This window comes from Bacillus sp. NEAU-242-2 (assembly GCF_027853835.1).
GTDB lineage: Bacteria > Bacillota > Bacilli > Bacillales > Bacillaceae > Bacillus > Bacillus velezensis.
Genome location: NZ_JAPNNY010000007.1, coordinates 26,627 through 40,634, shown reverse-complemented (window position 1 = coordinate 40,634; position 14,008 = coordinate 26,627). Strand labels below are relative to the sequence as shown.

Annotated in this window: 15 protein-coding genes; 10 read left to right on the top strand and 5 right to left on the bottom strand. The window is 47.2% G+C overall.

The window, feature by feature from the left end; all coding sequences use genetic code 11:
• The first annotated feature begins 171 nt into the window (after nt 1-171).
• Nucleotides 172-1,125 carry an L-lactate dehydrogenase gene (locus OWN49_RS17630; protein WP_176283103.1) on the top strand — a complete coding sequence of 318 codons (954 nt, stop codon included), beginning with the start codon at nt 172-174 and terminating at the stop codon, nt 1,123-1,125.
• A 41-nt stretch (nt 1,126-1,166) separates the two neighbouring features.
• Here the strand turns inward: OWN49_RS17630 and OWN49_RS17625 are convergent, their stop codons facing one another.
• A complete protein-coding gene (locus tag OWN49_RS17625; protein WP_045206666.1) occupies nt 1,167-2,699 on the bottom strand; it encodes an MDR family MFS transporter in 1,533 nt (510 codons plus the stop codon).
• 114 nt (nt 2,700-2,813) lie between these two features.
• Here OWN49_RS17625 and OWN49_RS17620 point away from each other — a divergent pair, with 114 nt between their 5' ends.
• The 3 genes from OWN49_RS17620 to OWN49_RS17610 all read left to right on the top strand — a co-directional run bounded on the left by OWN49_RS17620 (nt 2,814) and on the right by OWN49_RS17610 (nt 4,794).
• Nucleotides 2,814-3,275, top strand: coding sequence for a MarR family transcriptional regulator (locus OWN49_RS17620; protein WP_017419364.1), 462 nt, complete (start codon nt 2,814-2,816; stop codon nt 3,273-3,275).
• Nucleotides 3,276-3,338: 63 nt separating this feature from the next.
• Complete coding sequence (locus OWN49_RS17615; RefSeq protein ID WP_007409057.1) at nt 3,339-3,968, top strand: LysE family translocator; 630 nt, start codon at nt 3,339-3,341, stop codon at nt 3,966-3,968.
• Between the two features lie 64 nt (nt 3,969-4,032).
• Nucleotides 4,033-4,794 (top strand): YqcI/YcgG family protein, encoded by a 762-nt coding sequence (locus OWN49_RS17610; RefSeq protein ID WP_101562683.1) that lies wholly within the window; start codon nt 4,033-4,035, stop codon nt 4,792-4,794.
• 1 nt (nt 4,795) lies between these two features.
• Here OWN49_RS17610 and OWN49_RS17605 read toward each other — a convergent pair whose 3' ends face one another.
• Nucleotides 4,796-6,124 (bottom strand): amino acid permease, encoded by a 1,329-nt coding sequence (locus tag OWN49_RS17605; protein WP_032857841.1) that lies wholly within the window; start codon nt 6,122-6,124, stop codon nt 4,796-4,798.
• Nucleotides 6,125-6,248: 124 nt separating this feature from the next.
• Between OWN49_RS17605 and OWN49_RS17600 the strand changes: the two genes are divergently transcribed.
• Both OWN49_RS17600 and nadE read left to right on the top strand, forming a co-directional pair.
• Nucleotides 6,249-6,845, top strand: coding sequence for a DUF1989 domain-containing protein (locus OWN49_RS17600; protein ID WP_011996295.1), 597 nt, complete (start codon nt 6,249-6,251; stop codon nt 6,843-6,845).
• Nucleotides 6,846-6,979: 134 nt separating this feature from the next.
• On the top strand, nt 6,980-7,798 hold the full coding sequence (gene nadE / locus OWN49_RS17595) for an ammonia-dependent NAD(+) synthetase (RefSeq protein ID WP_007409061.1): 819 nt from the start codon (nt 6,980-6,982) through the stop codon (nt 7,796-7,798).
• A gap of 47 nt (nt 7,799-7,845) precedes the next feature.
• Here nadE and OWN49_RS17590 read toward each other — a convergent pair whose 3' ends face one another.
• From OWN49_RS17590 to OWN49_RS17580, 3 genes are all read right to left on the bottom strand, one after another.
• Nucleotides 7,846-8,130, bottom strand: coding sequence for an antimicrobial peptide LCI (locus OWN49_RS17590; protein ID WP_071392156.1), 285 nt, complete (start codon nt 8,128-8,130; stop codon nt 7,846-7,848).
• 180 nt (nt 8,131-8,310) lie between these two features.
• Nucleotides 8,311-8,904 (bottom strand): tunicamycin resistance ATP-binding TmrB, encoded by a 594-nt coding sequence (gene tmrB, locus OWN49_RS17585; RefSeq protein ID WP_176283140.1) that lies wholly within the window; start codon nt 8,902-8,904, stop codon nt 8,311-8,313.
• A gap of 55 nt (nt 8,905-8,959) precedes the next feature.
• On the bottom strand, nt 8,960-9,748 hold the full coding sequence (locus OWN49_RS17580) for a sugar phosphate isomerase/epimerase family protein (RefSeq protein WP_176283104.1): 789 nt from the start codon (nt 9,746-9,748) through the stop codon (nt 8,960-8,962).
• Nucleotides 9,749-9,951: 203 nt separating this feature from the next.
• Here OWN49_RS17580 and OWN49_RS17575 point away from each other — a divergent pair, with 203 nt between their 5' ends.
• From OWN49_RS17575 to OWN49_RS17560, 4 genes are all read left to right on the top strand, one after another.
• The gene (locus OWN49_RS17575) at nt 9,952-11,262 is read left to right on the top strand and encodes an MFS transporter (RefSeq protein ID WP_032857845.1); all 1,311 of its coding nucleotides are present in this window, start codon (nt 9,952-9,954) and stop codon (nt 11,260-11,262) included.
• A 125-nt stretch (nt 11,263-11,387) separates the two neighbouring features.
• A complete protein-coding gene (locus tag OWN49_RS17570) occupies nt 11,388-11,948 on the top strand; it encodes a shikimate kinase (RefSeq protein ID WP_003156609.1) in 561 nt (186 codons plus the stop codon).
• 144 nt (nt 11,949-12,092) lie between these two features.
• Nucleotides 12,093-13,049: a cephalosporin C deacetylase gene (gene cah, locus OWN49_RS17565; RefSeq protein WP_176283105.1), complete on the top strand. Its 957-nt coding sequence runs from the start codon at nt 12,093-12,095 to the stop codon at nt 13,047-13,049.
• Nucleotides 13,050-13,114: 65 nt separating this feature from the next.
• On the top strand, nt 13,115-13,900 hold the full coding sequence (locus tag OWN49_RS17560) for a nucleotidyltransferase domain-containing protein (RefSeq protein WP_025650333.1): 786 nt from the start codon (nt 13,115-13,117) through the stop codon (nt 13,898-13,900).
• Nucleotides 13,901-14,008: the final 108 nt, after the last annotated feature.

The window sequence follows — 14,008 nt, the reverse complement described above, 5'->3', positions numbered from 1 at the left end:
AACGGTTCCGTTTTAGGATGTTGTCAACAATCTGGAAACCATCACCGATATTTTTTTGTCCAAAAATCAAACTTTTCTCTTGCAAAAGTTTGTGAAGTGTTGCACAATATAAATGTGAAATACTTCACAAGTTAAAAACAGACACCACGAAACACTGGAGGATGAGCATACATGATGAACGAACGAGTGAACAAAGTAGCATTAATCGGAGCAGGTTTTGTTGGAAGCAGTTATGCATTTGCGTTAATTAACCAAGGGATCACAGATGAGCTTGTGATCATTGATGTAAATAGAGAAAAAGCCATGGGCGATGTCATGGATTTAAATCACGGAAAGGCATTTGCGCCTCATCCGGTTAAAACGTCTTACGGCATATATGAGGATTGCAAGGATGCCGATATCGTGTGCATCTGTGCCGGAGCCAATCAAAAACCGGGCGAAACGAGACTTGAGCTGGTCGAAAAAAATCTCGCCATTTTTAAAAGCATTGTCGGTGAAGTAATGGCAAGCGGATTTGACGGCATCTTCCTCGTTGCCACAAACCCGGTCGACATTCTCACTTATGCGACATGGACATTCAGCGGGCTTCCGAAAGAACGCGTCATCGGCAGCGGCACGACACTGGATTCTGCGCGATTCCGTTATATGCTGAGTGAATACTTCGGCGCCGCTCCGCAAAACGTACACGCCCACATTATCGGCGAGCACGGCGATACCGAGCTTCCTGTATGGAGTCACGCCAATATCGGCGGAGTGCCGGTACAGCAATTGCTGGAGAAAAATGCAGCTTACAAACAGGACGAGCTGGATCAGATCGTTGACGATGTGAAAAACGCGGCCTACCATATTATCGAGAAAAAAGGCGCGACATATTACGGAGTGGCGATGAGCCTCGCCCGCATCACAAAAGCGATTTTGCGTAATGAAAACAGCATTTTAACCGTCAGCACATATCTGGACGGCCAATACGGTGTAAACGACGTCTTTATCGGCGTTCCGGCCGTCGTCAATCGGAACGGCATCGCAGGTGTGACGGAACTTGAGCTGAATGAAACAGAACAGGCTCAATTCAGCCGCAGCGCAAACGTGCTGAAAGATATTCTCGCTCCGCATTTCGCAGAGTAAACAAAAAAGCAGTACATGACAAACGCCATGTACTGCTTTTTTTAATTCGCTTTTTTCGCCATTTCCTGAGAGGTTTTTACTCTCGCTTTTCCCATAAACAAAATGGTAACGGCCGCAATGACGATCGGCGCCAGCGCAAGCGTAAATACATATGTGATGCTTTGCGACATGGCGTCAATAATGCGATCCAGAATGTGCGGCGGAATATGGGCGCGCGTGCCGGCCTGGAAAATGTCCTGCGGATTTCCGATGTTCTGCATCGCGCCGCCCGCTCCTTTCATGCCGCTGAATGAATCTGTGAGCTTGTTGGTAAACACATTCGTCTGGATGGTTCCGAAAATCGTCACACCGAGCGTCATACCGAATGATCTCAAAAACGAGTTTGTTGAGTTGGCGCTTCCGCGGTAACGCGGCTCCAGATCGTTCATGGACGCAGCCGGGAGCAGTGAGAAGTTGAAGCCGACGCCGAATCCTGAGATCAGCATGAATACCGTCAGCATCGTACGCGCCGTATCCGGTGTCATATTGGAAAGCAGCAGCATTCCGATAAAGAAAGCGACCACGGAAATCAGCATTAAATTGCGGAACCGCACTTTCGTCTGGAAAATTCCGCCGATCATACTTCCGATAACAGAACCGATCATCATCGGCGTCAAAATAAAGCCCGCGCTTGTCGCGGTGCTTCCGTACACAGCCTGAACGAAGATCGGGATAAACACCGCTAAAATGACGAACGTGGCTCCGTAAAGGAACGCCAGAATCTGTGCCGTAGCAAATAAACGGTTTTTAAACATCCAAAATGAGATAATCGGTTCTTCCGCTTTTCTTTCCACGATAAAAAAGGCGATAAAGAACACGGCGAACACAGCGAACAGACCGATGATCTGCACGGAGTTCCAATCATACGTTTTTCCGCCGAGCTCAAGAGCGAACATCAGACCGACAATGGAAACCACCAGTGTGATTGCGCCGGCCCAGTCGATTTTCTGTTTCTTATGTTCAAGAGATTCTTTATAATAACGAAGAATGAAAAACAATGATAGAATACCGATCGGCACGTTGATGTAAAACACCCAGTGCCAGCTGATGGAGTCGGTAATGAGCGCGCCTAAAAGCGGCCCGAGAACGCTGGAAAGGCCGAAAACGGCACCGAACATGCCCGACATTTTCCCGCGTTTTTCCGGCGGAAATAAATCAAAAATGATCGTGAAGGCGATCGGCATCAGCGCACCTCCGCCGATTCCCTGAATGACGCGGTAAATAATGAGCTGATCCATTGTTTGAGCGATTCCGCATAATGCAGATCCGATTAAGAAAAGAATAAGACCGAATAAAAAGAAACGCTTGCGTCCGTACATATCGGACAGTTTTCCGTAAATCGGCATACCGGCCATAACGGCTACCATGTATGATGCCGTCACCCACGCGAACTTATCGAAACTTCCGAGGTCCGCCACGATATTTCCCATCGCAGTGGCAACGATTGTATTATCCATAGCCGACATTAAAATGCCCAGCAAAAGACCGATGACGACAAACTTTGTCGAGGCGTCCTTCGCGGCTGTTTGTTCCATGCTTTTTTCCTCCCATACTTACTTTTGATCATTAAATTTGCTATGATCATATTAGATTTGCCGAAAATTATCTTGATCGTCAAGATAAATTGATTTTATAGGGAGGCCTGTCAGTTGTCAACAAGAAATACCAGAAGCGAGACGGAGGAAACCGCCATACAGTTATTCCGGAAGATGGCCACAAGGACGATCCTTTTTCATCAGGCGGCCGCTCAATCTCTCGGTCTGTTTCCGACCGATTTGAAATCAGCTGATATCTTAAATGAAGCAGGCCCGATGACCGCAGGCGAGCTCGGGAAAAAAACCGGCCTCAGCACAGGTTCGGTAACGGCGCTCATTGACCGGCTCGAAAAAGCGGGATATGTCATGAGGAAAAAAGACCCCGAAGACAAACGGCGGGTGATCATCGTGCCGCTGACAGCCGGAAAAGCGAATGTGAAGCAATTGTTCAGCTCCTTATCCCAGTCCACGATCAGCCTTTGCCGGCAATATAAAGAAGAAGAACTGCGGCTGATATTCGATTTTTTAGGAAAAGTGACGGACATAATGGAAGACGAGCTTGAGAAATTAAAATAAAATATCATAGCACGGCCCATTCATGAATAACTTGTACAAGTTGCATGAATGAGGGGGAAGCCAATGAACATCTTTTTAAGCTACATCGTTCTCGGGCTGTCATTGTCAGCACCTGTCGGACCGGTCAATGCGGCGCAAATTGACAAAGGCATCAAAAATGGCTTTTGGCATGCATGGATTTTCGGTCTCGGCGCTATGGCCGCGGACGGGCTGTATATGATTCTGATCTATTTCGGGCTGTCTCAATTTTTGACCGCTCCTTTTGTAAAAACGTTTTTGTGGCTCTTCGGTTTTTTCGTGCTGACCTACACGGGAGTCGAAACGTTAAAAAATATAAGGGAAGCCATGAATGTCAGAAGCGGAAAAGGAAAACCGGCTTTTTACAAAACATTCGGCGCGGGGTTTTTTATTTCTCTTTCCAATCCGCTGAGCATTTTATTCTGGCTCGGCATATACGGGAGCATTCTCGCCAAAACCGCTGAATCCTTCGATGCAAATCAGCTTTTGATTTACAGCTCCGGCATTCTTCTCGGCATTTTGATCTGGGATTTCTGCATGGCGGTCGCCGCGAGCACTTTCAGAAATCTCCTTCATGAAAAAGCGCTCCGCTGGCTGACGGGAGCGGCGGGTGTGTCTTTGATCGTTTTCGGGTTTTATTTCGGATGGCAGGGGATTCAAATGCTCATCTCATAAATAGAAGAGTCACCCATCGCCTATCTCCGTCATAACGTATCATGACGATACTGGAGGTGGGCCGATGGCAAGCGGGCTGTACACAAAAAGTTGCCTTGAGGAAAAGTTATTGGATCTGCCAAATTGGCAGAGAATCGCTTTTGAGCTTCTATCAGAAAAAGTAGGCGATAAAGCGGATACGTTTCCGTGCATTCCCGGACGTCAGGGATTTTTGACAGATCAGCTCCGGATATCCTTTGCGGGTGATCCCCGCGAAGAGGGAACCCCGGAGGAAGTGGGGATGCTGCTGTCAGAGTACGGAAAGATCTCAAGGAATACCGGAAGATACGCGTCGCTGCTTGTGATTTTTGATACGCCTGAGGATTTAGCTGAGCATTATTCCGTTGAGGCGTATGAAGAGCTGTTCTGGTCTTTTTTAAACCGGCTGAGCGGCTGCGACCCGAAAGACTGGCCGGAAGACATGCCGGAAGACCCTGAACATTATAAATGGGAGTTCTGCTTTGACGGCGAGCCGTATTTTATTCTGTGCGCGACGCCTGCGCATGAAGCGAGACAAAGCAGAAGCTTCCCGTTTTTTATGCTGGCGTTTCAGCCGAGATGGGTTTTTGAAGGATTAAATGATTCAACCGCGTTCGGACGAAACATGAGCCGGCTGATCAGAAAACGCTTAGAGGCGTATGATGAAGCCCCTCTTCATCCCCGATTGGGGTGGTACGGAGGAAAAGACAATTTAGAATGGAAGCAATATTTCCTCCGTGATGATGAGACGCAAGTGTCAAAGTGTCCCTTTTCTTATTTGAAGAGACTGTTTAAACCGATGAAATAAGCTATGATCCGGCAGGGCTGTGTCCCTGCTTTTTTTGTACGATCCATGTCACGATCGCAATGACGGCGAGAAAACAAAGGCTGACCAGAAAACCGGGCCGGCTCGATTTCTCAAACAGCGTCCCGGAGACGGCCGCGACAATCAGCACAAGGGCGATAACAATCTGTACGGTTCCCATCTTTGTCGTTTCAAGCAGTTTCTTGCCCGAGAACAAAATGAACAGCCACGTATACAGAAGCATGAGGCCCGCCGCGGTTGTCATGTGTTCATATATATTTTTCGGCAGCACCAATGACAGGATGATGGAGACGATGAGTCCGGCAAACGTCAATCCGAGCGCGGGCCAGCAGATTTTTTTGTTTTCCTTTAATCTGAAGCATTTCGGCGCATCCCCGTCATCGGCCATTGTACAAAGCAATGTCGTCACGGCAAACAGCGAGGCGACGAGCGTGGAAAATCCCGCAATAATAAAAATTCCGTTAAAAATATCAAGAATGATATCTAAATGAAAACCCTTCAGCGATGTAATAAACGGGCTGTCCTGTTCGGTGAATTTGCCCAGCGGCACTAACAGCAGCGCCAGGCCGAGAGAAATGACGTAAATCACTGCAAGTACGGCAAGCATCAGTCTGCCTGATTTTGAGGCTTCCTCCGGTTTTTTCAAGTGTACGGTCATCAGCCCCAAGACTTCAATTCCTCCGAAGGCGTAAAACGCATAAATCAATCCCGTCCATAACCCCATCGCTCCGTGCGGGAACAAATCCTTTGATTCGTTCGGCACCTGCACATCCGGTTTATGAGAAAATATACCGCACAGCGCCAATATGGCGATCACGATAAACATAAAAATCGCCGCCGTCTTGACAACAGCGAGCACATTTTCCGTTTTTTGAAAAACGGACAGCCCCGTAAATATAATCAAAAGACCGAGCACCGCATAAATGGAGGCGAAAATCCACAGCGGCACATTCGGAAACCAATGCTTCGTAAACAGCGAGATCGCTGTCAGCTGGCTTCCCGTGATCAGCATCTCGGACGACCAGTACACCCATCCGTTGCTGAAACCGGCCCAAGTGCCGAAAGCCTTTCTCGCATAGGCGCAAAAAGACCCCTTTTCGGGCTGTTTGGCCGAAAGCTTCGCGAGCTGCTCAAAGACAAAATAGGTGCCAAGCCCGGCAATAAGAAATGAGATCAGCGCGGAATATCCGCTTTTGACAATAGCGATGCTGGACCCGAGAAAAAAGCCCGTCCCGATTGTGCAGCCGACACCGATTAAGGAGAGCTGCCACCAAGCGAGATTTCCTTTAGGCTGGTCCTGTGATTTACTCATGAAGTTCAACCCCTTTATCAAAGCTTAGATTGCGGCCGTCAGAAGGGGAATATACATCCAATAAATTGCTTTACATGAAACAAACGGCCGGAGTTCATAATAGAAGAAAAAAAGGAGCAGTCTGATGACACAGCAATTTATCGTACCGCCGAAAAAAGGGCTTGGCCTGAAGGTTCACAAAGGGCAGATCATAAAAGTAGTCGATGTGGAAGGACAGCAGGTGGCTGATTTTACGGCGTATCATGCCAAGGACTTTTATGAGCATCTTGATCAGGGCGCGACGATTGATGCCAACCAGTCCATTCATGTAAAAACGGGTGATCATATTTATTCGAATTTATACAAGCCGATGCTGACGCTGATTGAGGATACAGTCGGCAAGCATGACCTGCTGCTTCCCGCCTGCCGTCCGGATATGAACAGGCTTTTATACGGAAAGCATAAAGATGAGCTCCAGGATACGTGCTATGACAATATGAGCGGGGCGCTTGAACCGTTCGGGGTGCCGCGGCCGCATATGCATTACCCATTTGCCATCTTTATGAACACGGTGCTCGATGAGAAGGGGAACTTATCAGTCGAAACGCCTCTTTCTGACGCGGGTGATTATGTACGGCTCCGTGCGGAAATGGATCTCGTCGTTGCATTTTCATCCTGTCCGATCGAAAAAGGAAAATGCAACGGCGACAGCATCACGGCGCTGCGGGTGGAAATCAGCTGATCCCGGTGTATTTGATTCACTTAAAAACTGCACCTGTGCTATATTTAACAAAGAGTCGTACATAGTGGCATGATTCATTTTCAGCATGAACGGGAAATGAATCATAAAGAAACAATGCAGGAGGAGTGATTGGGATGAGCATCCAGAAACAAATTATGAATGATCTCCATGTAAAACCCTCGATTGATCCGAAACAAGAAATTGAGGACAGAGTGAACTTTCTGAAACAATATTTGAAAAAAACAGGTGCCAAAGGCTTTGTGCTCGGCATCAGCGGCGGGCAGGATTCCACGCTTGCGGGACGCCTCGCCCAATTGGCGGCTGAAAGCATCAGAGAAGAAGGCGGAAACGCGGAATTTATCGCCGTCCGTCTTCCGCACGGCACACAGCAGGATGAGGATGACGCCCAATTGGCGCTCAAATTCATTAAACCTGATAAATCATGGACATTTGATATTAAGTCCGCTGTCAGCGCGTTCGCCGATCAGTACAAAAAAGACACGGGCGATCAGCTGTCTGACTTTAACAAAGGAAATGTAAAAGCCAGAATGAGGATGATCGCGCAATATGCCATCGGCGGACAAGAGGGGCTGCTTGTCATCGGAACCGACCATGCGGCTGAAGCGGTGACCGGTTTCTTCACGAAATACGGTGACGGCGGAGCTGATCTGCTGCCGCTGACCGGATTAACGAAACGCCAGGGCAGACGTTTATTAGAAGAGCTCGGCGCGCCGGAACGCCTGTATTTGAAATTACCGACGGCCGATCTGCTTGATGAAAAACCGCAGCAGACGGATGAGACCGAACTCGGCATCACATACAATGACATTGATGATTATTTAGAAGGAAAGGACGTTTCTTCCGAAGTGATTGAGGCGCTGGAAAAACGCTACCTCAGTACGGAGCACAAGCGCCAGGTGCCGGCATCGATGTTTGATGATTGGTGGAAATAGAAATAAAAAAACCTCCCTTTTGAAAGGGAGGTTTTTGTTTATCGTTTTTATTTATCTACACTTTCATAAATCCCTACCCAATACCCTTTGCTGCTGTCATAATATTTGCTTTTGAAAATCCATTTTGTTCCGTTTAAAACGAATGAAGCAGCGAAATTGCCGTCAGGGCTTTGAACGAGCTTGATGGCATTAATGCCAACATCTGCTTTCGTTGAGATTGGGCTATTTTCCACGGATGCGGATGCTGTTGGTGATGCGGCAAAGGCAGGAGCGGCAGACATCAGTAAGGCAAGAGACAGCGCAGAACCGGTTAACACTTTTTTGAATTTCATTTCGAACACTCCCTTTTCAAATGAAATGTATTGCAGTGTTAATAATTAGATGATTATCCATATAATTCCTTCTTTATTTCTAAAATTTTTTTCTTAAATTGAAAAAAACATCCCTTCGGAGGGACTTTTTATTTATTGATCCATTTGCATGGATCAGGGACATGTTTTCAAAACGTTTTTTTATTTGATACGGATATGATTCAGCTTCACCATCAATCTGTCGGTGAATCTTCGAAGGCTGCCTCTCGAATCAGGCTCAAGAGGCAGATTTGCTTGGGCAGCGATCGTTTCTGCGACCTGCTGAATAGACATTTGGTCTGTATGGAGATGTTCTGTGAAGAGGCTATCAGACAGGCTGTTGATGCAGCGGTCGATTTGTTTTGCGGCCCAGGAGTTTTTTTCTTCCGCTCTGGTGCGCAGGCGTTTCAGCAATGTTTCCTTTGAAGCCAGCAGGGTAAAGTGGTGAATGGTCCGGCCATCCTGTCTCAGCCTGCTGATAATGTCATGGAAGTATTGATCGTTCGTAATGGTCATGGGCACAATGATGATGCCCTGATATGTATCTGACAAATAGGAAAGCATGCTGTAATTGAATTCCCGCCACAGAGGATAGCTTTGAAAATCATCTTCAGCGATATCCGGCGGTATCATCGAACGCATCGCAAACCCCATCTTTTCAGGATCATATACGTAAGACGGTTTCAGTCTTCTGTGCAGTTCAAACGCTGTTTGTGTTTTTCCGGAACCGAAAGCCCCATTTATCCAAATGATCATCATGATATCCCCCTTTTTCTATATGATACAAAAAAAAGACCCTTCGATCGAAGAGTCAGCGGGAAAAAACAGACGTATATTCCCGGAGCGATTCCTTTATATGCGTAAAGGCATGTTCTCCAAAATACTCAAGAGAAACAAAACCTTCATATTGTCTGTTCATCAGCTCTTTTAAAAATGCTTTTTGATCGAGATCTCCTTGAAAAATCGGAGTTGGCTTGCTGAGATACCAGTTGTCAAAATTCCAGTGATAGTTTTTCAGATGAATATGGCTTACGGTATGATACAGCTTTTCTAAAGCGGACATTTGGTCAACGTGATTGACGTGTAGGTTGGAGCCGTCAAAAATGGTGCGGACCCGCGGATGTCCGACATCCTCCAAAAATGCCAGCGCCGCCTCCGGTGTATCCGCGTACGTATCGTAATGAATCTCAAGCCCGATATCGACTTCATAGTCATCTGCGAGCCGTGCCGCCTGCTGAAATTGATCAACCGCACGTTGCCACTTTTCCGGTGACGTCCGATGCGAAGGAAGATTGCCGGCAAAGACTCTGATCAAGGGACTGTGCAGCTGTCGTGCCGCGCTTAATGCCCTTTGAACATCCTTTAACGTCTGCCTTTCATCCTGAGCGGCGAAGTCAGTGTACAAACTGACAGCAGGCACCCCGAGGCTTTCCTCCTGAAGCTGCTGATCAAGTCTGTCGAGCGGGCCGATTTCCTCTATATATTGTTTAGCGTGTCCGTACCACAGTTCGATTCCGTCAAAGGAGTGCTCCTTCGCGAAAGAAATGATGTCGAAAATATGCTTTTTTTTAAATCCTGTCGTGCAAAAACTCAGTTTCATCGGTAATCCTCCCGTAACTGTCTATCATATGTGTACTTTTCCCCGGGTGAGATACGGATAAACAGGTGAAAAGGGCAGACACTTTTATAAGCAGGGTGTCAGTGCGGCACACAAATTGTTTAGCGCTTTTTTGCGTCAAAGTATTAAATAATTGACCGAAGTGTTGTACAATTAATTTCATTCGAGTAAGGGGGGAGAAGCCATTGAAAAATGAAACGGAGCTGACGGACTTCAGTCCCGTCCGCAATAAACCGACTCGCGCTCGTTATGTGATACTGTTTCTTTTGTTTTTTATCACTGCGATTAATTATATAGACCGTGCCAGTGTATCCATCGCCGCCCCGTCCATTCAGACATCGCTGAACATAAGCCCCGCGCTTTTGGGCGTCGTCTTTTCCGCATTCAGCTGGACCTATACGGGTATGCAGATTCCCGGCGGGCTCATTTTGGACAAATTCGGATCAAAACGGACGTACGGCGTTTCTTTAATGATCTGGTCTGTTTTCACCGGAGTGCAGGCTTTTGCGGCCAGTTTCGGGTTTTTATTCGGCTGCCGCCTGATTATCGGGCTGGCTGAATCGCCTGCGTTTCCGGCAAACAACCGGATTGTCACGACATGGTTTCCAAGGCGGGAACGCGCCTTTGCGACGGGTGTTTATACGGCGGGGGAATATGTGGGGCTGGCGTTCGCCACACCGGTTTTATTCTGGGTGTTAACGGCATTTGACTGGCGCGCCGTCTTTATTTCTTCAGGCGTGCTCGGGCTTGTTTTCTCCGTTTTCTGGTTCAAAATGTATCACGAGCCGAATCGGTACCGGAAAGTGAACCGGGAAGAGCTTGATTATATTAGAGAAGGCGGCGGACTGACAGAGGTGTCTGAATCAGCCGGCAGGATCACGTGGCGGGATTTCGTCCAGCTTCTTAAATACCGCAAGCTTGTCGGCTTGTATATCGGCCAATTCGCCGTAGCCTCCACGCTGTTCTTCTTTTTGACATGGTTTCCGACTTATCTGGCGGAGGCAAAGCACATGGCATTCTTGAAAGTCGGCTTCGCCGCATCAATCCCGTATATCGCCGCCTTTTTCGGCGTATTGTTCGGCGGATATTGGTCTGACGGAATGATGAAACGGGGCGTGTCGGTGAACGTTGCCCGAAAAACCCCCGTCATCCTCGGTCTTCTGCTGACAGGCTCCATCGTGCTCGCGAATGTTACGGATTCTGCTCCTGCGGTTTTGACGATCTTATCCATTGCTTCTTTTGCGCAGGGCATGTCCAATATATCCTGGACGATGCTGAGTGAGGTGGCGCCAAGCGAAACAATCGGATTGGCAGGAGGCGTGTTTAACTTTTTCGCCAATATGGCCGGCATTATCACCCCGCTTATCATCGGGTTTATCGTTTCTGCGACCGGTTCATATAACGGAGCGATTCTGTTTGTCGGCGCTGTCGCATTTATCGGGGCATTTTCTTATATTTTCATTGTCGGAAAGGTGGAACGCATTACGCTCCGATAGAAAGAAAAACTCATCTCTTCTTATAAAGGATGGGTTTTCTTTCATTGCATTATCTCTATATTTCAATATTGAGTTATCATATAATAAACATAACTTTTTCATTTCTTAGGAGGATTTCGCCGAAGATGAACGCAAAACGTGCCATTCCCGTAAGAGAAAGAAATATCGTACTGATCGGATTCATGGGGGTCGGAAAGACAACAATCGGCCAGCTGGTCGCTAAGAAATTATACAGAGACTTCATTGATATTGATTTGCAGATTGAGAAAGATTTCAATATGTCCATCCCTGAAATGTTTGAGAAAAAAGGTGAAGCCTTTTTCCGTCAGACCGAAAAGGATTATATATTAGATATCTGCCGCAATACGAAATTCAAGATCGTGTCACTTGGGGGCGGTTCGTTTAAACAAGAGGAAATCAGACAGTGCTGCCTTGAAAACTGTCTCGTGCTCCATCTTGATTTATCATGGGAGAATTGGAAGCAGCGGGCTGACCTGCTGATTGAAAGCCGTCCCGTTCTGCATAACCGTTCCATGGATGAAATGCAGCAGCTCTTTAACGAGCGCCAAAGCATCTATGATAAACATAATTCAAAAGTGGCGACGGATAATCTGGAACCAGAAGAAATCGCCGATTATATCGTAGAAACGTTAAAAATCGGCTGGGATCTGTATCAGCCGATGTAAAAAGAGCCGTGACGCTGTGAGCGTACGGCTTTTTTGTTTTCTTTTAAACAAACGTTTATTAAAATTTTTAGAAAATGAGTGTAAAATCGTGTTAAGATAGAGTCAGAAAATTAAATCTTATAAAACAAAGGAGATTAATCGGATATGCAATTATACGACTTGCCGCTCGACCAACTGCAAACCTATAAACCAAATAAAACCGCTCCTCATGACTTTTCGGATTTTTGGGCATCATCATTACATGAGCTTGCAAAGGAAGAGGCAAAGCCTGAATTGACGGCTGAAAGCTACCCGGCTGACGGTGTGAAAGTATTCCGGCTGACATACCGGAGCTTCGGCAAGGCGGAAATTGAGGGATGGTACGCCGTTCCCGACCGGCAAGGACCGCATCCGGCCATCGTGAAATATCACGGCTACAACGCGAGCTATGACGGGGATACACATGACATCGTAAATTGGGCGCTTCACGGATATGCCGCGTTCGGCATGCTTGTCCGCGGTCAGCACAGCAGCACAGATACAAGCGTCTCACCGCACGGACACGTTCCCGGCTGGATGACGAAAGGGATTTTAGATAAAGATACATATTATTACCGCGGCGTGTACTTAGACGCCGTCCGGGCTTTGGAAGTCATCAGCGGCTTTGATGAAGTGGATGAAACGAGAATCGCCGTCATCGGCGGGAGCCAGGGAGGCGGACTTTCAATCGCCGCGGCGGCACTATCTGACATTCCGAGAGCGGTTGCGGCCGATTATCCTTATTTAAGCAATTTTGAGCGGGCCATTGATGTCGCTCTTGATGAGCCGTATCTTGAGATTAACTCCTTTTTCAGAAAGAACGGCAGCCCTGAGACGGAGAAGGCCGCGATGAATACACTGGCCTATTTTGATATCATGAATCTGGCGGACCGCGTAAAAGTTCCGGTGCTCATGTCCATCGGGCTGATTGACCGCGTGACTCCGCCGTCGACGGTGTTTGCCGCTTACAATCATCTGGAAACGGAAAAAGAATTGAAGGTGTACCGATATTTCGGACATGAATACATACCTTCTTTCCATACGGAAAAGCTGGCCTTTCTGAAAGCGCATCTGAAAGGCTGACAACAGCGAAAAGCCCAAGTACTTGGGCTTTTTTCAGGAATGATCACGGAAAAGGACGGATACAGATGGAACAAAGGATCATCGAAGAATTAAAACGAATTGAAGCACAGCACGGCGTCAAGGTGCTTTACGCCGTAGAATCAGGGAGCCGCGCATGGGGATTTCCGTCAAGCGACAGCGACTACGATGTGCGGTTTCTCTATGTGCCGAAAAAAGAATGGTACTTTTCGATCGAACCGCATAGGGATGTCATAGAAGAGCCGATTCATGACATGCTTGACATCAGCGGCTGGGAACTGAGAAAAGCGCTGCGGCTTTTTAAAAAATCAAATCCGCCTCTTTTGGAATGGCTCTCTTCTGAGATGATCTATTATGAAGCTTTCTCAGCGGCTGAAAAGCTTCGAAAACTGAAAATCCGCGCCTTTTCGCCTGAAGCCGGCATTTATCATTATCTCAATATGGCAAAACGGAATGAAAAAACGGAATTGCAGGGCAGTGAAGTGAAGATTAAAAAGTATTTTTATGTTCTGCGTCCTCTCCTTGCCTGCAGATGGATTGAAACGTTCGGCTCCGTACCGCCGATGTCATTTCCCGTACTGGCCGATGCCTTATTGACGGATGAAGCGCTCATTTCTGAAATCAATATACTGCTTACAAGGAAAAAAAGCGGTCAGGAGCTGGCTCCGGAACCGAGAAATACGATGATTCATGCGTTTATAGAAGAAGAAATAGAACGCATCGGGCACTATGTCAAAACCATCAAAACGCCGAAACCTGACATAACGGAGGAACTGAATCAGCTATTGATTCAGACCGTCGAAGAGGCGTGGGGGGAAAAAGGCGGAAATTGACGATTGCCGTCATTTCCGTCCGCCTTTTTTCGGCATAATCCGCCTGCTATCTAAGAAGCTGATTGTGGTAAAACCACAAAAATTTATCAGAATCTTTGTATTTTTAGA